This is a genomic window from Mesorhizobium sp. B2-2-3, from assembly GCF_006442405.1.
Lineage (GTDB): Bacteria > Pseudomonadota > Alphaproteobacteria > Rhizobiales > Rhizobiaceae > Mesorhizobium.
The window spans coordinates 281,497-301,749 of record NZ_VFWC01000002.1 but is presented as its reverse complement, the minus strand read 5'-3'; the positions used below and the strand labels follow the sequence as shown (position 1 = coordinate 301,749).

General features: G+C 63.8%; 22 protein-coding genes and 1 pseudogene. 11 read left to right on the top strand and 12 right to left on the bottom strand.

Going from position 1 to position 20,253, the window contains the following annotated elements; translation table 11 throughout:
• Nucleotides 1-6 precede the first annotated feature (6 nt).
• The 3 genes from FJ951_RS04610 to FJ951_RS04600 all read left to right on the top strand — a co-directional run bounded on the left by FJ951_RS04610 (nucleotide 7) and on the right by FJ951_RS04600 (nucleotide 3,111).
• Nucleotides 7-1,677 (top strand): nitrite/sulfite reductase, encoded by a 1,671-nt coding sequence (locus tag FJ951_RS04610; protein WP_140513763.1) that lies wholly within the window; start codon nucleotides 7-9, stop codon nucleotides 1,675-1,677.
• Nucleotides 1,652-2,416, top strand: a complete 765-nt coding sequence (locus FJ951_RS04605) for a phosphoadenylyl-sulfate reductase (protein ID WP_140500238.1) — start codon at nucleotides 1,652-1,654, stop codon at nucleotides 2,414-2,416. The genes FJ951_RS04610 and FJ951_RS04605 overlap by 26 nt, the downstream gene beginning before the upstream one ends.
• A 161-nt stretch (nucleotides 2,417-2,577) precedes the next feature.
• Nucleotides 2,578-3,111, top strand: coding sequence for a DUF934 domain-containing protein (locus tag FJ951_RS04600; protein WP_140500236.1), 534 nt, complete (start codon nucleotides 2,578-2,580; stop codon nucleotides 3,109-3,111).
• A gap of 107 nt (nucleotides 3,112-3,218) precedes the next feature.
• On the opposite strand, the gene FJ951_RS04595 is transcribed toward FJ951_RS04600, so the two are convergent.
• The gene (locus FJ951_RS04595) at nucleotides 3,219-4,241 is read right to left on the bottom strand and encodes a fatty acid desaturase (RefSeq protein ID WP_140500460.1); all 1,023 of its coding nucleotides are present in this window, start codon (nucleotides 4,239-4,241) and stop codon (nucleotides 3,219-3,221) included.
• A gap of 165 nt (nucleotides 4,242-4,406) precedes the next feature.
• The gene (locus tag FJ951_RS04590; RefSeq protein WP_140500234.1) at nucleotides 4,407-4,607 is read right to left on the bottom strand and encodes a hypothetical protein; all 201 of its coding nucleotides are present in this window, start codon (nucleotides 4,605-4,607) and stop codon (nucleotides 4,407-4,409) included.
• A 239-nt stretch (nucleotides 4,608-4,846) separates the two neighbouring features.
• Here FJ951_RS04590 and grpE point away from each other — a divergent pair, with 239 nt between their 5' ends.
• Together grpE and FJ951_RS04580 are read left to right on the top strand one after the other, a co-directional pair.
• Complete coding sequence (grpE, locus tag FJ951_RS04585; RefSeq protein ID WP_140500232.1) at nucleotides 4,847-5,482, top strand: nucleotide exchange factor GrpE; 636 nt, start codon at nucleotides 4,847-4,849, stop codon at nucleotides 5,480-5,482.
• A gap of 111 nt (nucleotides 5,483-5,593) precedes the next feature.
• Nucleotides 5,594-6,226: a trimeric intracellular cation channel family protein gene (locus tag FJ951_RS04580; RefSeq protein WP_140513762.1), complete on the top strand. Its 633-nt coding sequence runs from the start codon at nucleotides 5,594-5,596 to the stop codon at nucleotides 6,224-6,226.
• Between the two features lie 81 nt (nucleotides 6,227-6,307).
• On the opposite strand, the gene FJ951_RS04575 is transcribed toward FJ951_RS04580, so the two are convergent.
• From FJ951_RS04575 to FJ951_RS04550, 6 genes are all read right to left on the bottom strand, one after another.
• Complete coding sequence (locus tag FJ951_RS04575; protein WP_140500229.1) at nucleotides 6,308-7,195, bottom strand: GNAT family N-acetyltransferase; 888 nt, start codon at nucleotides 7,193-7,195, stop codon at nucleotides 6,308-6,310.
• A gap of 183 nt (nucleotides 7,196-7,378) precedes the next feature.
• A complete protein-coding gene (locus FJ951_RS04570) occupies nucleotides 7,379-9,688 on the bottom strand; it encodes a PAS domain-containing hybrid sensor histidine kinase/response regulator (RefSeq protein WP_140513761.1) in 2,310 nt (769 codons plus the stop codon).
• Between the two features lie 85 nt (nucleotides 9,689-9,773).
• On the bottom strand, nucleotides 9,774-10,766 hold the full coding sequence (locus FJ951_RS04565; RefSeq protein ID WP_140513760.1) for an MDR family oxidoreductase: 993 nt from the start codon (nucleotides 10,764-10,766) through the stop codon (nucleotides 9,774-9,776).
• 62 nt (nucleotides 10,767-10,828) lie between these two features.
• Nucleotides 10,829-11,317 carry a signal peptidase II gene (gene lspA, locus FJ951_RS04560; RefSeq protein WP_140500223.1) on the bottom strand — a complete coding sequence of 163 codons (489 nt, stop codon included), beginning with the start codon at nucleotides 11,315-11,317 and terminating at the stop codon, nucleotides 10,829-10,831.
• 13 nt (nucleotides 11,318-11,330) lie between these two features.
• Nucleotides 11,331-12,191: an RNA methyltransferase gene (locus tag FJ951_RS04555; RefSeq protein WP_140513759.1), complete on the bottom strand. Its 861-nt coding sequence runs from the start codon at nucleotides 12,189-12,191 to the stop codon at nucleotides 11,331-11,333.
• Nucleotides 12,191-13,264 (bottom strand): class I SAM-dependent rRNA methyltransferase, encoded by a 1,074-nt coding sequence (locus FJ951_RS04550; protein WP_140500219.1) that lies wholly within the window; start codon nucleotides 13,262-13,264, stop codon nucleotides 12,191-12,193. The genes FJ951_RS04555 and FJ951_RS04550 overlap by 1 nt, the downstream gene beginning before the upstream one ends.
• Nucleotides 13,265-13,398: 134 nt before the next feature.
• Here FJ951_RS04550 and FJ951_RS04545 point away from each other — a divergent pair, with 134 nt between their 5' ends.
• The 3 genes and pseudogenes from FJ951_RS04545 to FJ951_RS04535 all read left to right on the top strand — a co-directional run.
• Nucleotides 13,399-14,085 (top strand): YafY family protein, encoded by a 687-nt coding sequence (locus FJ951_RS04545; RefSeq protein WP_140500217.1) that lies wholly within the window; start codon nucleotides 13,399-13,401, stop codon nucleotides 14,083-14,085.
• 102 nt (nucleotides 14,086-14,187) lie between these two features.
• Nucleotides 14,188-14,583 carry a VOC family protein gene (locus FJ951_RS04540; protein WP_140513758.1) on the top strand — a complete coding sequence of 132 codons (396 nt, stop codon included), beginning with the start codon at nucleotides 14,188-14,190 and terminating at the stop codon, nucleotides 14,581-14,583.
• Nucleotides 14,580-14,987, top strand: a pseudogene (locus FJ951_RS04535) (EVE domain-containing protein); the annotation flags it as partial. The gene FJ951_RS04540 and the pseudogene FJ951_RS04535, both read left to right, overlap by 4 nt.
• Before the next feature lie 24 nt (nucleotides 14,988-15,011).
• Here FJ951_RS04535 and FJ951_RS04530 read toward each other — a convergent pair.
• From FJ951_RS04530 to sppA, 4 genes are all read right to left on the bottom strand, one after another.
• Complete coding sequence (locus FJ951_RS04530; RefSeq protein WP_140513757.1) at nucleotides 15,012-15,977, bottom strand: ornithine cyclodeaminase family protein; 966 nt, start codon at nucleotides 15,975-15,977, stop codon at nucleotides 15,012-15,014.
• A gap of 54 nt (nucleotides 15,978-16,031) precedes the next feature.
• Nucleotides 16,032-16,364, bottom strand: coding sequence for a DUF1049 domain-containing protein (locus FJ951_RS04525; RefSeq protein ID WP_140500210.1), 333 nt, complete (start codon nucleotides 16,362-16,364; stop codon nucleotides 16,032-16,034).
• Nucleotides 16,365-16,417: 53 nt separating this feature from the next.
• Complete coding sequence (locus FJ951_RS04520; RefSeq protein WP_006200394.1) at nucleotides 16,418-16,702, bottom strand: integration host factor subunit beta; 285 nt, start codon at nucleotides 16,700-16,702, stop codon at nucleotides 16,418-16,420.
• Nucleotides 16,703-16,782: 80 nt separating this feature from the next.
• A complete protein-coding gene (gene sppA, locus FJ951_RS04515) occupies nucleotides 16,783-17,739 on the bottom strand; it encodes a signal peptide peptidase SppA (protein ID WP_140513756.1) in 957 nt (318 codons plus the stop codon).
• A gap of 383 nt (nucleotides 17,740-18,122) precedes the next feature.
• Between sppA and lptC the strand changes: the two genes are divergently transcribed.
• The 3 genes from lptC to lptB are packed head-to-tail and all read left to right on the top strand — an operon-like array spanning nucleotide 18,123 to nucleotide 20,225.
• Nucleotides 18,123-18,836: an LPS export ABC transporter periplasmic protein LptC gene (gene lptC / locus FJ951_RS04510; protein ID WP_140513755.1), complete on the top strand. Its 714-nt coding sequence runs from the start codon at nucleotides 18,123-18,125 to the stop codon at nucleotides 18,834-18,836.
• Nucleotides 18,823-19,407 carry an LptA/OstA family protein gene (locus FJ951_RS04505; RefSeq protein ID WP_140513754.1) on the top strand — a complete coding sequence of 195 codons (585 nt, stop codon included), beginning with the start codon at nucleotides 18,823-18,825 and terminating at the stop codon, nucleotides 19,405-19,407. Before lptC ends, FJ951_RS04505 begins: the two co-directional genes overlap by 14 nt.
• Nucleotides 19,407-20,225 (top strand): LPS export ABC transporter ATP-binding protein, encoded by an 819-nt coding sequence (gene lptB, locus FJ951_RS04500; protein ID WP_140500202.1) that lies wholly within the window; start codon nucleotides 19,407-19,409, stop codon nucleotides 20,223-20,225. The genes FJ951_RS04505 and lptB overlap by 1 nt, the downstream gene beginning before the upstream one ends.
• The last annotated feature ends 28 nt before the right edge of the window (nucleotides 20,226-20,253 follow it).

Here is a 20,253-nt window from a genome sequence, read left to right as displayed (position 1 = left end):
CGAAGCATGTACCGCTACGATGAGTTCGATCACGATTTTGTCCAGGCCCGCGTCGCCGAGTTCAGCGACCAGGTCCAGCGCCGGCTCGCCGGCGAGATCACCGAGGACCAGTTCCGGCCGCTCAGGCTGATGAACGGCGTCTACCTGCAATTGCACGCCTATATGCTGCGCATCGCGGTGCCCTATGGCACGCTGAACGGCAAGCAGTTGCGCATGCTCGGCCACATCGCGCGCAAATACGACAAGGGCTACGGCCATTTCACCACGCGCCAGAACATCCAGTTCCACTGGCCGGCGCTGTCCGACATTCCTGCGATCCTGGCCGATCTGGCGAGTGTCGAGATGCACGCCATCCAGACCAGCGGCAATTGTATCCGCAACGTCACCGCGGACCATTTCGCGGGTGCGGCGGCCGACGAGGTCGCCGATCCGCGTCCCTATGCGGAAATCCTGCGCCAGTGGTCATCTGTTCATCCGGAGTTTTCCTACCTGCCGCGCAAGTTCAAGATCGCGGTAACCGGCGCGGAGCGCGACCGCGCCGCCATCCAGACCCACGACATCGGCCTGCACCTGAAGAAGAACGCGGCCGGCGAGCTCGGCTTCGCCGTCTATGTCGGCGGCGGCCAGGGGCGCACGCCGATGGTCGCCAGGAAGATCCGCGATTTCCTGCCGGAAGCCGACCTTTTGTCCTACTGCACGGCGATCCTGCGCGTTTACAACCTGCATGGCCGCCGCGACAATAAGTTCAAGGCGCGCATCAAAATCCTGGTCCACGAGACCGGCGTCGAGGAGATCACGCGCCAGGTCGAGGCGGAATGGCAGCAATTGAAGGACGCCGAGTTGAAGCTGCCGGAAGCAGACATCCGCGCCATCGACGCCTATTTCGCGCCACCAGCGCTGACCGCGCGGCCGGACGGCGACGAGGCTGTAAAGCTGGCACGCCTCGATTCCAAGGGCTTCTCGGATTGGCTCGACCAGAACGTGGTGACGCATCGCCACCCCGACTATGCGGCGGTGACCATCTCGCTGAAGGGTATCGGCGAAGTGCCGGGCGATGCGACCGACAGCCAGATGGAAGCGATTGCCGATATCGCCGAGAAGTATGGATACAACGAGTTGCGCGTCAGCCACGAGCAGAACCTGATCCTGCCGCATGTGGCGCGCGCCGACCTGAAGGCGGTCTATGACGCGCTGGTCGATATCGGCCTGGCGACCGCCAATTCGAACCTGATATCGGACATCATCTCGTGCCCGGGCCTCGACTATTGCGCGCTGGCCACAGCGCGTTCGATCCCGATCGCGCAGGAGATCTCGCGTCGCTTCGCCTCGCTGGAGCGGCAGCGCGAGATCGGCGAGTTGAAGCTGAAGATCTCCGGCTGCATCAATGCCTGCGGCCATCACCATGTCGGACACATCGGCATTCTCGGAGTCGAAAAGAAAGGCACCGAGCTGTACCAGGTGACGCTTGGCGGTTCGGCCGACGAGAACACTTCGGTGGGCGAGATCATCGGCCGCGGCTTCTCGTCGGAAGAGATCACCGACGCCATCGAGCAGATCGTCGAGACCTATCTCGGCCTTCGGCTCAACTCACAAGAGAAATTCATCGACGCCTACCGCCGTGTCGGTCCCGCGCCGTTCAAGGAGGCGCTCTATGCTGGCGAAGCCAAGGCCGCTTGACCCTATCGTCGACGCCGATGACGGCATCGCCGCCAAAGCGGCGGGGTTTGACGCGCTTTACGGCCACCTGAATCCGCTCGACATCATCGAACGCGCGGCAGGCGACCTGTTTCACGATGAGATTGCCGCGGTGTCTTCCTTCGGTGCCGATTCGGCCGTGCTACTGCACATGATTTCCGAAGTCGATCGCTCGCTGCCGGTCATCTTTCTCGATACTGGCAAGCATTTCGAGGAGACGCTCGGCTATCGCGACGCCCTGGTCGCCGATTTCGGGTTGACCAACATCCAGGTGATCAAGCCCGACGAGGCAGCACTCGAGCGGATCGATCCGACCGGCAATCTGCACCAGACCAACACCGACGCCTGCTGCGACGTGCGCAAGGTCGAGCCGCTGGCACGGGGCGTGGCGCCTTTCCGCGCCTGGTTCACCGGCCGCAAACGCTTCCAGGCCTCGACGCGCGCAGCACTTCCGGTGTTCGAGGCGGTCGGCCCACGTATCCGCATCAATCCGCTGGCGCACTGGACGACGTCGGACCAGGCGGACTACATGCGCGCGCATGCACTGCGGGAAAATCCGCTGGTCGCCTATGGCTATCTGTCGATCGGCTGCTTCCCGTGCACCCAGCCGGTGCAGCCGGGCGAGGACGCGCGCAGCGGCCGCTGGGCCGGCCATGCCAAGACCGAGTGCGGCATTCACCTGTCGGGACTGGAGAAGTCGCTGACCGACGCATCGTTATAGGGTATGCTGATATTCAGGTGAGGCCGGCCTGCAAACGGCGGCTTCGGGGGCTCACGTACTACAAGTACGCTCCGCTCCGGCTCTCGGAAGCTACCGTTTTCGACTCGGGCCTGCTTGAATCTCCACACCCCCTTGAGCTCTTTGAATTTTAGGAAATTTCGATGACTGAACCGACGATACCGGAGACCCGCCTCTGGACCCCGACGGGTTTTCGGGAGGATGAGTGGGCTCATGCCGAAGGCGCGGAAGCGCTGTCCGGCAATGGCCGCTTCATCCTGCCGCTGCAGGCGTTTCTCGATCTCGATCCGGAGGTGCGCCGGTCGGCCAAGGAAAGGATCGGTGTCGTGCTGCAACCCGGCGATCAGCTCGAAAGGATTGCTGGCCTGCTCGACCAACTGTCGCTGGTGGCGCTGGCTTTTCCGTCGTTCAGCGATGGCCGCTCCTTCTCAAAGGGCGAATTGCTGCGCAGCCGACATCATTTCGAAGGTGCCGTGCGCGCCACCGGCCAGGTGCTGGTCGACCAACTGCCGCATATGCTGCGGCTCGGTTTCGATGAATTCGAAATCTCCAATCCCGTGCTCTTGAAGCGGCTGGACGAAGGCCGCACCGGCGGATTGGGACTCTACTACCAGCCTGCCGCCGTGCCGAAGCCCAAGGGACCAAAATACTCCTGGCGTCGGCTGCGTGCCGGCTGACGTCACGACACTTCCAGCGACAGGTTTGCGGCCGCCTGTCCTCTCCCGTCACGACGACAGGAGGTGCCGCCGGCGGATCGGGGACAGCAGAGCCAGGCAGAAGATGGCTACGCCGCCATCCGTGCCTGGCGAAACGACACCAGCTTGCCGCTGTTTTCATCCCACAGCGCCAGCTTGACGCAGCGCAGGCTCTCAAGAAGGGTGATGCGGCCTATGCCGCGCAGTTCCGGATAATCGCGCAGCACTTCCTGCAGGCGGTAGCCTGGCACCTTCGCGGAGAGGTGATGGACATGATGGACACCGATGTTGCCGGTGAACCAGTTCAGCACCGGCGGCAGGTCATAATAGGAGGATCCGTGCAAGGCGGCACGCTGGAACTCCCACTCATCGTCCTTCGCCCATTCGGTCTCCTCGAACTGGTGCTGGACATAGAACAGCCAGATGCCGGCGGATCCGGCAAGGATGACGATCGGCAGGTGGACGACCAGAAAAGCGCCAATACCGACGAACCATATCAGGATCGACGCTGCCAGAACGATGGCGAGGTTGGTGGCCATCGAGGATACCCAGGGCTTCAGGCCACCGCGCATCATCCCGACCGGCAGCCTTTGCTCGAAGATGAAGAGCCATATCGGTCCCAGTCCGAACATGACCAGGGGATGGCGATAGAGACGATAGGCGAGGCGACCTCTCCAGGACATCCGCCGGTACTCCGCGACCGTCAACGTCTTGATATCGCCAACGCCGCGCTCGTCGAGATTACCCGCGCTGGCATGATGGGTGGCATGAGCACTCCGCCAGCAATCATAAGGCGTCAGCGTAAGCACGCCCAGGACGCGGCCTATCCAGTCATCGGCGGTGCGGTTGGCGAAGAAAGATCCGTGCCCGCAATCGTGCTGGATCATGAAAATCCGCACCAGGAAGCCCGCCGCCGGCAAGATCAGCACCAGCCCCCACCAATGGCCATAGGCAAAGGCGATCGAGGACAGCGCCCAGAGTGCTGCGAAAGGGATCAGGGTGATCGCCAGTTCGACGGCGCTGCGCCGCCTGTCCGGCTTCTTGTAGCGCGCCAGGATCTTCAACCAGGCGCGCTTACTGTTGGCGGCAGTCTCAGGGGAAATCATGTTCATCATGAAGCATAGGCGGAGGGGCCCGGCTCCCGCAAGGCTAATCACGAGAAATTACCGCGCGTAATTGTCGCGATGGGGCGCGGGATCCTCGATCCAGGCCGCGACTTCAGGTTCTGTTCTAACCCTTGCAACTCTGCCAACCCGGATCGCATCCGGTCACATGCATCAATGGCGCGCGCCGCCAGCCATGCTGTTTTCCAGGCCGTCGAGACGTTCGAGCTGGTCCCGGAAGCGGTCGGGAATGTCTTTCTCGGCGCGAAAGGCCGGCAGCGCATGCAGAAAGCGTCTCACCGCCGCCGTGCCTAGCTGGCGCCGGATTTCGGCGGCGATCCGATCTTTCTTTTCGCCCTTGTCGCGGGGTGTCATTTCAAAAATCCTGTGTCGGTTCGAAAATCCTCCAGCCAGCAAATGGTTCCCCGATCGCGCCGCCGGGGCAAGCAAAGGTGGAAGCTATGGTAAAGTTTGAATTAAAATCGAAGCGTCGCACTGATCGCCATTCGGTTTGAACGGCTGGGCCTGTGCCTTCGCTTACCCCTTGATTTTTGCCCACCAAACCTCGATATCGGGCTCAAAATCCACACTATTCGAGATGATGGGAAACGGCGATGAGCGACCAGGCAAAAGACGAACGCGCGCCCGACGAAATTGAGGCGACCGAAGCCAATGCCGAGCGCACGGAAGGTGGCGTCGATGGCGATTATGAAGCGGTTGTGCGGCTCCTGAAGGAGAATGAAGAGCTGAAGGACAGGGCGCTTCGCGTTGCGGCCGAGATGGAGAACCTGCGTCGCCGCACCGCGCGCGACGTGCATGACGCGCGTACCTATGCGGTCGCGAACTTCGCCCGCGACATGCTGTCGGTTTCGGACAATCTGCGCCGCGCGCTGGACGCGATTCCCGCCGAGGCCAAGGCGTCCGGCGATGCGGGTTTCAAGGCGCTGATCGACGGCGTCGATCTCACCGAGCGTGCCATGCTGTCCGCACTGGAGCGGCACGGCGTCAAGAAGCTCGCGCCGGAAGGCGAGAAGTTCGATCCCAATTTCCACCAGGCCATGTTCGAAGTGCCCAATCCCGATGTGCCGGCCAACACGGTGGTGCAGGTCGTGCAGCCGGGCTATTCGATCGGGGAGCGGGTGCTGCGCCCGGCCATGGTCGGCGTTGCCAAGGGCGGCCCGAAAATCGCCGCCGGCGAAGCGCCGGTCGAGCCGGGGCCCGTCAACGAGCAGGCGGAGAAGGATGCGTAGTTAGGGGAATAGGGAATAAGGCACTAAGGCACTAAGGGGCGTATCAAGAGTACGGCTTCGTGCTAAACATACTCCCCTACTCCCCTGCTGCCTTACTCCCTGGTCCCGCCCTTGAACCCCATCGCGCTTCTCGACTATGCCGGCGTTGCGGTCTTCGCGGCGACAGGTGCGCTTGCCGCGTCGCGCAAGCAGCTCGACGTTATCGGCTTCCTTTTCCTGGCGTGCGTCACCGGCATCGGCGGCGGCACTCTTCGCGACGTCATCCTTAACCTGCCGGTTTTCTGGATCGCCAATTCCAGCTATGCTCTGATCTGCGCGGCGGTTGCGGTGCTGGTGTTTTTCAGCGCACACCGTGTCGAATCCCGCTGGAAGTGGCTGCTCTGGCTCGACGCCGTCGGGCTAGCCGCTTTTTCGGTGATGGGTGCGGCCAAAGGGTTGGCCATCACCGGTTCGCCGGTCGTTTCCGTCATCACCGGCGTGCTGACCGCCACATTCGGCGGCATCCTGCGCGACGTGCTGGCAGGGGAGCCTTCGGTGCTGCTGAGGCCGGAAATCTATGTTACGGCCGCCCTGGTTGGCGCGTCGATCTTCACATTGGGCGATGTCGCCGGACTGCCGCAGATCGTGTCAGGCTTGGCCGGTTTCGCCGCGGCATTCGCCGTGCGCGGCGGCGCGCTCAAATTCGGCTGGTCGTTTGCGTCCTACAAGAGCCGGCCCGGCAGGCGGCCGGAGGATATTTCGTGAGAGAAGGGATTAGGGATTAGTCAGTGGATGAATCATGATGTCTTCACTACTGCCTACTGCCTACTGCCTACTGCCTACTGCTCACGCCGCAAAACGCTGCGCTTCCCCGCCGTAATAATTGACGTAGCGGGCGCCGATCTCCTTGACCGGCATCACCACGAACACATCGACCGTCGAGAATTCACGATCGATGACGCAGCCGTCGCCGATGCGGGCGCCGACCCTGAGATAGCCCTTGACCAAGGGCGGCATCGCAGCGATCGCTGCCTTGGCATTGACCGCCTCGATCGGCATCAGGTCCATGGAACAATAGCGCCCGGCGACGGCGCGCACGTCCCAAGCCGAATTCGTGCGGCAGTGATGCGCCAGATAGGTGAGCGCCTCGGCATGGGCCGCCGGCACCGTGCCCTGGAAAGACGCACAGCCGGTCATCACGCCAATGCCGTAGTGGTTGATGTAGGCCCAGATGCCTTGCCACAACGCCTCGATGGTGCGCTTCGAACGGTATTCCGGCAGGACGCAGGAGCGGCCGAGCTCGAGAAAGCGCTGGCCGGGGTGACGGGCGATGAGCTTGGTCAGCTCGAACTCGCCTTCGGAATAGAAGCCGCCGGCGGCCGCAGCGATTTCTTGCCGCAGCAGCCGGTAGGTCCCGACGATGCGGCGATGTTCGGGGCCGGAAAGCGAGGTATCGAAGACGAGCAGGTGATCGCAGTGCGGATCGAAGCGGTCGGCATCACGGCGGTCCTGCACCTGAAACAGGTTCTTCCTGGCGCCAAGCTCGTCGTAGAATACCCGGTAGCGCACTTCCTGCGCGGCCGCGATCTCGGCCTCGTTGCGGGCCAGCCGCACTTCGAGGTTGCCGATACGGCCGAGCGCTGCGCCCTTTGTGACGGAATCGACATTGCGCCCGGCAAGCAAGGCGCCGCCGGCGTTCGGCCGAGTGTCACATTCCGGCATAACTGTATGCACGAGTGATTCTCCTTCGAGCCATCCCTCTTGGCACGGGGATACGGTGTAGGTGCAACAGGATTGTGACAGTACCGTGATACGGCGTCGCGGGCAATACTTCGTCGGCTGGCGAATACGGTCAACCGGCTACGTTATGCAAAAGCAAGGTGGCGCCGCTCGGCAGGAGATTGAAGAAAAAAAGTCTCAGGCGGCGACCTGCCCCTCGATGGCGTCGACCAGTGCATCGGGGTCGAGCGGCTTGGTGACAAAGCCGCTGGCGCCGTGGGCGAGCACCGCATGGCGGGTCTTTTCCTGGCTGTCGGCCGACAGCACCATGATGGGCACTGGCGGCACGGCCGTCTCCTCCTCATGGCGGCGGATGGCGGCGATGGCGTCCATCCCATCCATCACCGGCATGTGCAGGTCCATCAGCACCACGTCGAAGCGGTGTTTGTGTCCGGCACCGGTAACGGCCTCGACCGCCGCCTTGCCGTTGCCGACAACCTTGACGCGATGACCGGCCTTCAGCAGCGTGGCGCGAGCGAGCATGGCGTTGATGTCATTGTCCTCGGCGATCAGCACCGACAGGCCACGCTGGCGATCACTGGCGGCGCGAAGCGCCGGCGGGTGGGGCTTTTCCGGCCGTGTCGGGGCAAGCGCCGGCGCATGACTGCTCAGAAGCACACGCAAAAGTGTTCCGCCTCGCACCGGTCTGGCGAGGAAGGTCGCGTAGCCGCTGGCGCGGAACTCGCCGAGCATGCCGCGATCGGTCGGGGCGATCAGCGTGATGGCTTCGCAATCGGAAAAACCGCTTTGGCGCAGCCGCTTGAGCAGTCTTCCGTCGCCCTCTTCCATGGCCGCGTCGACCAGCAGCACGTCGCAATCGCCGGAGAACGATGCCGCCTGCGCCACGGTGGTGGCGATATCGACCGCGCCGCCGTTGGCGCGGATGCTGCGGGCGATGGCGTCGGCCTCGACGATATTTCTCGACAGGATTACCGCGTGCCTGCCCTGAAGCGCGTCCATCCGGCCCGGTGGTGGCTCGCTCGCGGAGATGGCCGGGATATCGAAGACGAATTCCGAACCCTGACCCAACCGGCTGGAGACGGAAATCGTGCCGCCCATGGCGGTCACCAGGCGCTTGGAGATGGCAAGACCGAGACCGGCTCCGCCATGCGCGCGCGTCGAGGTGCCGTCGGCCTGCTCGAACTCCTCGAAAATGCGCTCCATGTCGTCTTCATGCAGGCCTGGCCCGGTATCCGCGATGGTGAAGCATATGCGGTCGGTGGTTTCAGTGCGGGCGCGCGCTATACTCACCAGCACCCCGCCGCTGTCGGTGAACTTGATGGCGTTGCCGATCAGGTTGAGCAGCACCTGCCTGACCCGGCCCGGATCTGCGGTGATCAATTGCGGCACGTCGGGCTCGACATGGCAGCCGAGGCCGATATCCTTGGAGAAGGCGCGCGCGGCGAGGAGCTCGACAACGTTGTCGGCGATCTCGCGCACCGACATTGGCTGCGGTTCGGGATCGAAGCGTCCCGCCTCGATCTTGGAATAGTCGAGCAGGTCCTCGATGAGGGCCAGCAGCGCGCTGGCCGAGGTCGAAATGGCGCCGACATAGGTCTGCTGCTCCGGCGACAGGCTGGTATCGGCCAACAGCCTGGCCATGCCCATGATGCCGTTCATCGGCGTGCGGATTTCATGGCTGACGGTGGCGAGGAAGCGCGATTTGGCCTGGCTTGCGTATTCGGCCCGCTCGCGCGCGGTGATCAGCGAGGATTCAGCACGCTTGCGGGCGGTGATGTCGCGGGCGATGGCGCGATGCGAGACAGAACCGCTGTCCTTGTCGCGCACCGACAGTTCGATCCACGAGAACCAGCGCGAACCGCCAGGGGTGCGGATGGCGACGTCGGTGGAACTCAGGCATTCATGGTCGGAAAAGGCGGCGTCGGGAACGATACCGACTTCGATGCCAAGTTCCGCCAGGGTCTTGCCGGCGAGGTCGCGCTGGTCGACCTCGACGAGATCGGCGAACACCTTGTTGGCATAGACGATATAGCCGTCGCGGTCGCGATGAATGACGAGATCGCCAAGCGCGTCGATCAGGCCGCGAAAGCGCTCTTCGCTCTCCTGCATCTCCCACATGCGATCGGCCAGCGTCTCGATCTCGGCACGGCTGCGAGCCGTGGTTTCATCAAGCAGCGCGGCGGTGCGGGATTCGTTCCTTCTGGCGCGCAGGTGCAGGCCGAAGCCGGCAAGGCCGGTCGCCAGCAAAGCGAGGCTGATGAAGATCGGCGCGCCGGTCAGGTGGGTCAACCCCGCCGGTATGATGATGGCGACGAAGGTCAGCAGCGGCAAGCCTTCGCGGCCGGCCAATCGCGGCTGATTCCTGGCCTGTTGCGGCTCAGGCGCCAGCGGCGGTGCGGCGACGAACCGCCGCGCCGACGCCGGCGGGGGTACCGCATCGACGTCTTCGCCAGTCTCCGCTTCCTGGATGCCGGATTCCGCGACCATGCGAAAATCCTACCGGACAGAAATTATGGAAGCCTGCGGGGGATCGTTCGAATTTTAGCGGATAGGTTGTTTTACCCCGGCGAACTCACTGCATGTCTACGACGACGCGGCCGCGGATCTTGCCGTCGACGATGTCGCGCGCGGCGTCGATGATGTCGTCGAAGCCGATGGTCGTGGACAGGCTGGCGAGCTTGCGCAGATCCAGGTCGGCGCCGATGCGGCGCCAGGCCTCGAGCCGCACCGGTTTCGGCGCCATCACCGAATCGATGCCGAGCAGCGAAACGCCGCGCAGGATGAAAGGTGCCACGCTCGACGGCAGGTCCATGCCGCCGGCCAGGCCGCAGGCCGCGACGGCACCGCCATAGGAGGTCATAGAGAGCACATTGGCCAGTGTGTGGCTGCCGACGGAATCGATGCCGCCCGCCCAACGCTCCTTGGCGAGCGGCTTGGTCGGCTGGCTGAGTTCGTCGCGCGATATCACCTCCGCGGCGCCAAGATCGATGAGATACGGGCTTTCGGCATTGCGCCCGGTCGAGGCAATGACGTGATAGCCCAGGCTGGACAGGATGGAGACCGCGACCGAACCGACGCCGCCGGCCGCGCCCGTCACCACCACGGGCCCGCGATCGGGCACGATGCCGTGCCGCTCCAGTGCCATGACGCACAGCATTGCGGTATAGCCGGCGGTGCCGACCGCCATCGCGTCATGCGCGCTGATGCCGTCGGGGAGCGGCACCAGCCAGTCGCCGTTGACGCGGGCGCGCCCGGCATAGGCGCCAAAATGCGTCTCGCCGACGCCCCAGCCGTTCAGGATGACCTTGTCTCCCTTGCGCCAGTCGGGATGGGAAGAGGATAAGACCGTTCCGGCGAAATCGATGCCTGGCACCAAGGGCCAGCGGCGAATGACCGGCGCCTTGCCTGATATTGCGAGCCCATCCTTGTAGTTCACCGTCGTCGCTTCGACTGCGACGGTGACGTCACCGTCCATGAGATCGGCTTCGGTGAGGTCGGTCACCGCCACCGACTGTTTCTTTTCGGCGTCGCGCGAAACGAGGATGGCTTTGAAGGTTTCGGGCATTTTTCTCTCCTCGATCTATCGACGTTTGGACTCTGCTGCGGCGGCCGCGCCGGGTCAATCGGTCAGGCGTCGGGACCCTGGGGCTTGGGCTGGCGCCGCCAGCCCAAAACTTCGTCAAGCACGACCAGCGCGGCGCCGACCGAAATGAAGGCATCGGCGAGATTGAACACGGCGAAGGACCAGACCGGAGTGTGGAACAGGATGTAGTCGATGACGTGGCCGTAGACGGCGCGGTCGATCAGATTGCCGAGCGCGCCACCGATGATCAGGGCAAAGCCGGTGCGGGCAATAACATGGCCCGCTGGCGTGTGCGTGGCCAGATAGAGCACGAAGGCGACGACGAGAACGGCGATGATCACCAGCCCGGTATCGCCGAAGGATGAGAACATCGAGAAGGCGATGCCGGTATTATAGGTGCGAAACAGCGCCAGGAAGGGCAGGAGATCGAGCTTTTCCTGAAAGGGAAGGCCGATCTCGACCAAATGTTTTATCCACTGGTCGAGCGCGATGGCCGCGACGACCAGCAGCGCATAGGGAGACCATGATTTCACGATTGGGCAACCCTCATTGCGAATCCACCATAGGGTCCAGTTTCAGCGCGCCGCGGCGGATCTCGAACAGCATGACGCCGGTGGCGACGGCAAGATTGAGCGAATCGGCACGCCCTGCCTGCGGAATCCTGAGCAGCCTGTCGCAACTCGCCGCCAGGCTTTCGGGCAGGCCTTGCTGTTCATTGCCCATCATCAGCAGCACCGGCCCCCGGGAAAAATCGACCGAGCGGTAGTCGACCGCGCCTTTGAGGTGCGTGCCGGCGACGAGGCCAGAAAACCCGCCGCGCCAGGCGAGGAATGCGTCGGTCGTCGCCTTGGCCACCGGAACGGCGAAGATCGAGCCCATGGTGGCGCGCACCGTCTCCACCGAAAAGGGATCGGTGGTGTCTCCGACCAGGATCACGCCCTTGGCGCCGACGGCGTCCACCGTGCGGATGACGGTGCCGAGGTTGCCGGGATCGCGCACCCGGTCGAGCGCCACCCAGACATCGCCATTGTCGGCGCGGATATCCTTCAGGGCCAGGAATTTCTGCGAGAAAACGCCGATCACCATTTGCGGATTGTCGCGACGGGTTATGGCGACAAGCACTTTTTCCGAGACTTCGAGCACGGTGCCGCCGGCGGCAACCGTACGCGCAGCGACCTTCTCAACCGCCGCGTTGCCGCGTCCGTCCTTGGCGAAGACCAGGGTCCTGATCTGCCAGCCGAGGTCGAGCGCATCGATGACCAGCTTCAGTCCCTCGGCCATGAAGGCGTTCTGCTGGTCGCGGAATTTTTTCAAGGCCAGCGCCTTGATGTCCTTGACCAGCGGATTGGCGAGGCTGGTGACCTCTTTCACCTGCCCGACCGGACGGGCGCCGTCATATCCACTCATCAGGCCACCCAGCGCGAGAACAGCGAGGTCGACAGCGCGCGGCCCGCCGATTTTTCGCGGATGATCAATTCGCCCGATTCAACCTTGCCGCCCATGCCGGCAAAGGTGTCGCGCATGAGGGCATGGATGGCGAAGAAGGAGGCGCGGATCGAATAAGCGGTCAGCACCACGGCAAGCGGTTTCGGCGTCAGGATCGATCGGCAGAGATCGGTCAATGCCGGCAGGTCCTCGAACAACTGCCAGACCTCGCCCTTGGGGCCGCGGCCATAGGCGGGCGGGTCGAACAGAACAATGTCATAGCGGCTGCCGCGGCGCTCCTCTCGCTCGGCGAATTTCACTGCGTCTTCGACGATCCAGCGGATCGGCTTGTTGCCAAGCCCGGCCATCTCCTGGTTTTCGCGGGCCCAGCCGATCGCCTTTTTCGAGGCATCGACATGGGTGACCTCGGCGCCGGCACGCGCCGCCACCAGCGAGGCAAGGCCGGTATAGCCGAACAGATTGAGCACCTTGACCGGCCGCCTGGCCGCCGCGATCAGTCCGGCCATGTGATCCCAGTGCGAGGCCTGCTCGGGAAACACGCCGACATGGCGAAACGAGGTGAAGCGGCCGAGATAATCGATGCCGTCGTGCTTCATCGGCCAGGTCTCGCCGAGCGGCGTCCCGGGGAAGCGCCAGCGGCCAATGCCTTCCTCGTCGGTATCGCCGGTGAAGACAGCGTCGGCGCGGTCCCATTCCCTTGCCGGCAGCGCCTTCTGCCAGATCGCCTGGCCCTCTGGGCGGACGATCCGATAAGGACCGTATTGTTCGAGCTTCTGGCCGGCGCCGCTGTCGAGCAGCGCATAGTCGCCATTCGGCGCCACTTCGAGGATCAGCGGAAGCTGTTCGGCCGGAAGAGCGCCGTCGCGACGGGCCAGAATGCGGGGCGCCGACTTCGGTTCGGGGCGCTCGTCGGCCCTGGCGTCGGGCCGCTCCTGCGGCCGGGCCGTTCCACGACCTTCATGCGGACGCACCCGTTGCGCACCGCTTTTTGCGGGCGGACGGCTGTCGCGGCGTTTGTCGCGAAAAGATTTCAAGCAGGAGCATCTCCGAGGCGTGGCCGCTTTTGACATAGGGCAACCGGCTTCGCAACCAAGTCCGCCGCGCAAGCGTCGCCTGATCATGTCGGCTTGCGATGGACCAATGTCAAAGAAACAGGCAAATCTTCGATATGTCCCGCTCCGAACGCCTGCTCGACCTGATCCAGACATTACGACGGCATCGCATGCCGGTGAGCGGGCAGTCGCTCGCCGACGAACTCGGGATTTCAATTCGCACGCTTTACCGCGACATCGCAACGCTGCAGGGCCAGGGGGCGCCGATCGATGGCGAGGCGGGGCTCGGCTATGTGCTGAAGCCCGGATTCATGCTGCCGCCGTTGATGTTCAGCGACGAGGAGATCGAGGCAATTGTGCTCGGTTCGCGCTGGGTCGCCAAGCAGCCGGATTCGCGGCTTTCGGTAGCGGCCGTCAACGCGCTTGCCAAGATCGCGTCGGTGCTGCCGGATGATCTGCGCGAGGATCTCGACGCCACCGCACTGCTGGTCGGGCCGCCCAGCGGGACTGTCGAAGGCATCGATCTCGGCCTGGTGCGGCAGGCGATCCGCAACGAGCGCAAGCTGGACTTCTTCTATCGTGATGCCGGTGGCGCGGGCTCGCGGCGCATCGTGTGGCCGTTCGCGCTTGGTTTCTTCGACAAGGTGCGGGTCGTGGTGGCGTGGTGCGAAATACGGCAGGATTTCCGGCATTTCCGCACCGACCGCATAGCCGAGCTCAAGACGACGGATCTGCGCTATCCGCGCCGCCGTCAGGCGCTGCTGAAGGAATGGCGGGCAACGCTCGACACCCCACGGCGTTAGCGGTGTGTAAGCTGTCCAGGGCGCCTTTCGTGACGGATACTGCCAGAATCTGACAGTGATGCGCTTTATATCTGTCCCGGTCGAAACCCCTGGAGAACAGACATGGTCACCCCCAATTTCGTCATCCTCTACGTCGACCAGCCGCAGCGTAGCGGCGCCTTCTACAGCGCGCTGCTCGGCCGCGAGCCGGTCGAAAGCGCGCCGACATTCGTGCTGTTCGTGCTCGACAACGGTTTCAAACTCGGTCTCTGGTCGAGGCATACGGTGGAACCGGCGGCGGCAGCGACCGGTGGCGGCGCCGAGATCGTCTTTGCCCTGGATACGCCCGAGGCAGTCGATGCCGCCCATGCCGACTGGTCCGGACGTGGGCTGAAAATCCTGCAGGCGCCGACCGACATGGATTTCGGCCGCACCTTCGTTGCGCTCGATCCCGACAACCATCGCCTGCGGGTCTACTGGCTGTCGGACGGGCAGCAGGCCGACGGGGAGCAGGAATGAGCGCGTATTGGATCGCGGTGGCGTCGGCGCAGCACGTCCGGCGCGGCCGCGAGGGCGGCTTTATGCAGGTCAACCACGGCAAGGCGGCGCCGCTGCGGCGGATGCAGCCCGGGGACGGCATTGTTTATTATTCGCCGACAACGATTTTGGGCGAGAAAGACGGGCTGCGGGCGTTCACGGCGATCGGCACGGTACGGGAGGGAGAACCCTATCAAGGCGACATGGGCGGCGGCTTCACGCCCTTTCGCCGCGACGTCGACTGGGCGGCGGCCGGGGAAGCGCCGATCAAGCCATTGCTCGACAGGCTGGACTTCACGGCCGGCAAGCCGAATTGGGGGTATCAACTGCGCTTCGGCCTGTTCTCGATAAGCGCGGCCGATTTCGCCGTAATCGCCGAAGCTATGGCGCTAACCAGCCGGGACAGTAAGCTAGGTCCTGAGCGCCTTGTAGACGGCAATGCCGGCGGCAAGGTCCTCGAGCGCGGCGCCGACCGACTTGAACAGCGTGATCTCGTCGGCGCTCCGGCGCCCTTGCTTCTGACCGCGCGCCAGCTCGTACAGGTCGGCTATGATGGCTTCCGGTTTCAGCACGCCCGAAGCGAGCGGTATGACGATGTCGCCCGCCTCCTTCGTGGCGCCGGCGCGGGTGTCGACATAGACGCGGGCGCGCCTTATCGCCTCGTCGTCGCTTTCGCGCATTGTCGGGGTGAAGCCGCCGACCATGTCGACATGGCTACCCGGCTTCAGGCGGGCGCCCTTGATCAGCGGATCGGTGGCGATCGTCGCCGACGAGACGATATCGGCCTGGCCGAGCTCGGCGTCGAGATCGGTCGCTGCGCTCGCCGCGAAGCCCTCGGCGCGCAGTCCGGCGGCGACCTTCTCGGCGTTGTCCAAGGTGCGATTCCAGATGCGGATGGTCCTGATCGGCCGCACGGCGCAATGCGCCTTGGCGAGGAATGGCGACAGCGCACCGGCCCCGATCACCAGCAGCCGGGAAGCGTCTTCGCGCGCCAGATAGGATGCGGCGAGCGCCGAGGCGCAGGCCGTGCGCCATTGCGTCAGCCGCTGGCCGTCGATCAGGGCCTCCGGTTCGCCGGTGGCGCCGTTGAGCAGGAGATAGACCCCCATCACCGCCGGTTTGCCGATGGCATTGTTGTCGGGCGAGACGGTAACGATCTTGACGCCGATGTGTCCCCCGGCCGAGATGCCGGCTGCGTTGAAGTCGGTCCAGGCCGGCATCAGCAGCAAGGTCGAGGCCGCACCGTCCGGCCGTTCGACCGTGTGATGGTGCCGGACAGGTTGCACCGCGCCGTCACGGAAAGCCACGCGCAGCGTCTCCACTAGGCCCGGGAAGGTCAACGACTGGTCGACCTCTGCGGCCGAAATGGTCAGCATGGGAAACTCCGTGAAGAAAATCGCGGGCCCGAGAACCCACAGCCCGTGCGGCGGTCAGTTGGTCGGCTTCGGCAGCACCGGTCCCTGCGGTGTCGACGGGGTGCGGCCGATCGCCTGGCGCAGGTTCTCGGCCTCGACGCCGCGCTGGCGCGCCAGCTTGCGGTAGCGTCCCTGCTTGACCCAGGTCGCCAGGCTGCCGACGACCATGCCGACGGCGAGGGCCAGGAACAGGAAGATGAACAGCGGCAAAGTGAGCGTCAGCGCCGGATTGCCGGGATTGAATGGATCCAGCGTGAAGGCGACGAGTTCGCGATTGGCGACGGCCAGCGCGATCAGGATGATCGCCAGGGGCACGAAGACCACGATGAGCATGAAGCGATTGAGCATGATGTTTTCCGTCGGAAACCGACCTCCCGGGAAGGGCCGGTCTGGCGTCGCGCCTACTTTCCGCCATTCAGCCTTTCGCGCAGTTCCTTGCCGGTCTTGAAGAAAGGCACCCACTTCTCCTCGACCTCGACGGATTCACCAGTGCGCGGGTTGCGGCCGGTGCGGGCCGGGCGGTTTTTCACCGAAAAGGCGCCGAAGCCACGCAATTCGACCCGGTTGCCTTCGGCGAGCGCGTCGGTGATCTCGTCGAAAATCGCGCCGACGATGTTTTCAACGTCGCGCAGGAAAAGATGCGGATTGCGCGTGGCAATAATCTGCACAAGTTCGGACTTGATCATCGGACGGGTCCCCTGAAATCGGTGCGGTCGAAATTATGAGGATGATTTTGTTTGCTTTTTCATCCACCCCAAACGGCGTCTCAAGGGTGCCAGACGGAAACGAGACCGTCAAGAAACAAGCGGTCGGCGCCAAGTTCATGGATGATATCGCCGCTGTAGTCCGGCAGGCCGAGCGCGCCGGCGATCGTTCTCACCATCGCTTTGGACAACAGGAAGCCGCCGCGCCGCTCCGTGTCCTTCCATTCGACCACCTTGAGTTTCGAGTCGACGCCCTTGGTCGCCAGCCAGTCGATCGCCTCGGTCTCGCCGCCGACGGCGTCGATCAGGCCGTTGGCGACCCCTTGGCGACCGGTGAAGATCGATCCGTCGGCGAGCGCCAGCGCTTGCTCGCGGGTCATCTTGCGGCGTTCGGCGACGATGCCGACGAACCAGTCGTAGCTGTCGAGGATGAGCTTGCGGACCATGGCGCGCTCGTCGTCGTTGGTCGGCTTGAAAGGCGAGGGCGAGGCCTTGAGCGGCGAGGATTTCACTTCCTCCAGCTTGACGCCGAGCTTGTCCATCAGGCCGCTGACATCAGGATACTGGATCAGCACGCCGATCGATCCGACGATCGAGGTCTTGCGGGCGACGATGTGATCGGTGGCGCTCGCGATCATGTAGCCGGCCGACGCGGCGAGCGTGCCGACCTCGGCCGCGACAGGCTTGTCGGCGGCGAGCTTGCGCACCTCCTCATAGATCGATTCACCGCCGACGGTGGTGCCGCCGGGGGAATCGATGGCGAGGATCACGCCTTTCACCCTCGGCGACTTGCGGATGGCTTCCAGCCGCTCGATCAGTTCGTCGTCCTCGGTTATGGTGCCTTCGATCCTGACCTTGGCGATATGATCGACGGCCGAGCCGCCGAAATCGTCGCGATAGAACCAGGCCGAGATCGCAATGACGCCGAGCGCAACGATGGCGATGGCCGCAGCGCGCCAGAAGGTCAGCTTACGCCGCAAGCGGCGGCGGTCGATCAGGTCGTCGGCTCTCAATGCCATGGTCAGCCTCACGGTCGATGGAAAGAGATGCTTTTAGACCATGACGTCCCGGTCTGGAAGCAGTTCCGTCTGCGCATGACGCGGCAATCCGCGCGCGGCGCACGCGAGGCAAGTGCGCGTCAGCGTCCGCCAAGACGTCGGTTTCGTGATTGGTCCGTGAAACGAACGGCAGGTAAGGGGGGAGCCGATGGTAACGAAAAATGTACGCCAGACGTCTATTTCTGCTATGAAGCAGGGCTGTCGGTGTTGATCCGTTCTGATCTGCACGACCGCAACTGTCACATTTTCGCGGTTTTCGTCGGCTTGTGCTTGCTTGAAAGCGCCGACGTCCCACCTATAGGCGGTGTTGCCCGGCGGGGCAGGGGTTTTAGAAGAAAGCAGTTATGTTAGCGCGAACGAGTGAAGCGAGCAGCACCGAGACGGAGTTGGCTCCCCCGGCGGACGGCCCGGCGAGGGGGGACGCGTTCGATCGCGCACGGCGGCATTCGCGCCGGGTGCGCGTGCTCAAATTCGCCGTGCCGGTGCTGGCGGCGTTGATCGCCATTGCCTTCCCGGTCTATTCCTACCTCGCCGCACCGGTGTCCGTCGCGGTCCAGGCGGAAGGCACCGCCTTTTCCAACGGCAAGCTGGTGATGGCCAACCCTAAGCTCAACGGCTTCACCAAGCAGAAATTGCCCTATTCCATGACGGCATTGCGCGCCATACAGGACGTCAGCACGCAAGGCATCATCGAACTCGACGGCATCGACGCCAAGGTGCCGATCGCGGCCGACAATGTCGCTGCGATCAAAGCCACGCATGGTACCTACGATCGCGAAGGCAATACGATGCACCTGACCAGCGACGTCACGATCGCCACGACCGACGGCCTTCAGGCCAAGTTCAAATCGGTCTTCCTCGACATGGGCAAAGGCACTATGAAGACGGATGACCCCGTGGACGTCAGCCGTGACGGGTCGCAGATCACCGCGAATTCCTTGTCGGTGCAGGATAATGGCAAGGTTCTGGTGTTCGAGAACAAGGTGCGCGTCAATATCGATCCCGCCAATCTGAAGGCGGCAGAGGCAAAGGGCGAAGAAGCGAATGTGGCTCATTAGTTCGACACGGCTTGCCGCCGCAGCTTCGGCGCTGCTTTTGCTGGGGCTTGCGCCGGCGCTGGCGCAATCCACCGCCGAGAGCGCGTCCGGGCTCAAACTGTCGGGCGACAAGCCCATCCAGATCGAGAGCGACAAGCTGGAGGTCCGGCAGGCAGACAACGTCGCCGTGTTCACCGGCAACGTCACGGTCGTGCAGGGACCGACCCTGCTCAAGTCCGGCAAGATGATGGTCTACTACGTCAAGGACCCGAACGCGGCCGCAAAGGGGACGGAAGCAGCGGGAGCGGCGATGACCGGCTCCGCCAACATCGACCACCTTGAAGTCAGCGGAAAAGTTTACATCAAGTCGAATGACCAGATCGCGACCGGTGACAATGGCACCTTCGACATGAGGACGCAGGTGCTGGTCCTGTCCGGCAAGGAAGTGGTGCTGTCGCAAGGCCCCAATGTCCTCAAGGGCTGCAAGCTCACCGTGCAGATGAAGACTGGCCTCGCCAATGTCGACGGCTGCGGCGGACGTGTCATCATGTCGATGACGCCACCGCCGAAATCGGGAGCGACGAACCCCTGATGGCCAGCCTGTCGTCGCTGACGGCGCGTCTTCCGGGGCGGGCCGCCGGCAAGGTTTCGGCTCCGGCCACGGTCACCGCCGATAAGGCGAAGTTCAAGGGAACCTTGATCGCCAAGGGCCTGACCAAGAGCTACAAGGGTCGCAAGGTGGTCAGCGGCGTCACGCTCGGGGTGCGTGCCGGCGAGGCCGTCGGGCTGCTCGGTCCGAACGGTGCCGGCAAGACCACCTGTTTCTACATGGTCACCGGCCTGGTGCCGGTGGACGAGGGCACGATCGAGATCGACGGCTTCGATGTCACCTCCATGCCGATGTACCGGCGTGCTCGTCTGGGCATCGGATATCTGCCGCAGGAGGCCTCGATCTTCCGCGGCCTCAGCGTCGAGCAGAACATTCGCGCCGTGCTGGAAGTGGTCGAAAAGAGCCGCAAGGAGCGCGAGCGCAGCCTCGACGAACTGCTCGAGGAGTTCCACATCAGCCATCTGCGCAAGGCGCCATCGATGTCGCTTTCCGGCGGCGAACGTCGGCGCCTGGAGATCGCGCGTGCGCTGGCCACGCGCCCGGCCTACATGCTGCTCGACGAGCCTTTCGCCGGCATCGACCCGATTGCCGTCGCCGACATCCAGCAACTGGTGCGTCATTTGACGGCGCGCGGCATCGGCGTGCTCATCACCGATCACAATGTGCGCGAGACGCTCGGCCTGATCGACCGCGCCTACATCATCCATGCCGGCCAGGTGCTCACTCATGGCCGGGCCGATGAAGTGGTCGCAAATCCCGACGTGCGGCGGCTCTATCTGGGCGAGGGATTCACGCTTTGAGCGTGAAATTTGTTTCCTGACGCGATTT

Coding starts and splice junctions, on each gene's coding strand:
- FJ951_RS04610 (WP_140513763.1), top strand. CDS start 7: ATGTACCGCTACGATGAGTTCGATCACGATTTTGTCCAGGCCCGCGTC.
- FJ951_RS04605 (WP_140500238.1), top strand. CDS start 1,652: ATGCTGGCGAAGCCAAGGCCGCTTGACCCTATCGTCGACGCCGATGAC.
- FJ951_RS04600 (WP_140500236.1), top strand. CDS start 2,578: ATGACTGAACCGACGATACCGGAGACCCGCCTCTGGACCCCGACGGGT.
- FJ951_RS04595 (WP_140500460.1), bottom strand. CDS start 4,241: ATGAACATGATTTCCCCTGAGACTGCCGCCAACAGTAAGCGCGCCTGG.
- FJ951_RS04590 (WP_140500234.1), bottom strand. CDS start 4,607: ATGACACCCCGCGACAAGGGCGAAAAGAAAGATCGGATCGCCGCCGAA.
- grpE (WP_140500232.1), top strand. CDS start 4,847: ATGAGCGACCAGGCAAAAGACGAACGCGCGCCCGACGAAATTGAGGCG.
- FJ951_RS04570 (WP_140513761.1), bottom strand. CDS start 9,688: ATGGTCGCGGAATCCGGCATCCAGGAAGCGGAGACTGGCGAAGACGTC.
- FJ951_RS04565 (WP_140513760.1), bottom strand. CDS start 10,766: ATGCCCGAAACCTTCAAAGCCATCCTCGTTTCGCGCGACGCCGAAAAG.
- FJ951_RS04555 (WP_140513759.1), bottom strand. CDS start 12,191: ATGAGTGGATATGACGGCGCCCGTCCGGTCGGGCAGGTGAAAGAGGTC.
- FJ951_RS04545 (WP_140500217.1), top strand. CDS start 13,399: ATGTCCCGCTCCGAACGCCTGCTCGACCTGATCCAGACATTACGACGG.
- FJ951_RS04540 (WP_140513758.1), top strand. CDS start 14,188: ATGGTCACCCCCAATTTCGTCATCCTCTACGTCGACCAGCCGCAGCGT.
- FJ951_RS04530 (WP_140513757.1), bottom strand. CDS start 15,977: ATGCTGACCATTTCGGCCGCAGAGGTCGACCAGTCGTTGACCTTCCCG.
- FJ951_RS04525 (WP_140500210.1), bottom strand. CDS start 16,364: ATGCTCAATCGCTTCATGCTCATCGTGGTCTTCGTGCCCCTGGCGATC.
- FJ951_RS04520 (WP_006200394.1), bottom strand. CDS start 16,702: ATGATCAAGTCCGAACTTGTGCAGATTATTGCCACGCGCAATCCGCAT.
- sppA (WP_140513756.1), bottom strand. CDS start 17,739: ATGGCATTGAGAGCCGACGACCTGATCGACCGCCGCCGCTTGCGGCGT.
- lptC (WP_140513755.1), top strand. CDS start 18,123: ATGTTAGCGCGAACGAGTGAAGCGAGCAGCACCGAGACGGAGTTGGCT.
- FJ951_RS04505 (WP_140513754.1), top strand. CDS start 18,823: ATGTGGCTCATTAGTTCGACACGGCTTGCCGCCGCAGCTTCGGCGCTG.
- lptB (WP_140500202.1), top strand. CDS start 19,407: ATGGCCAGCCTGTCGTCGCTGACGGCGCGTCTTCCGGGGCGGGCCGCC.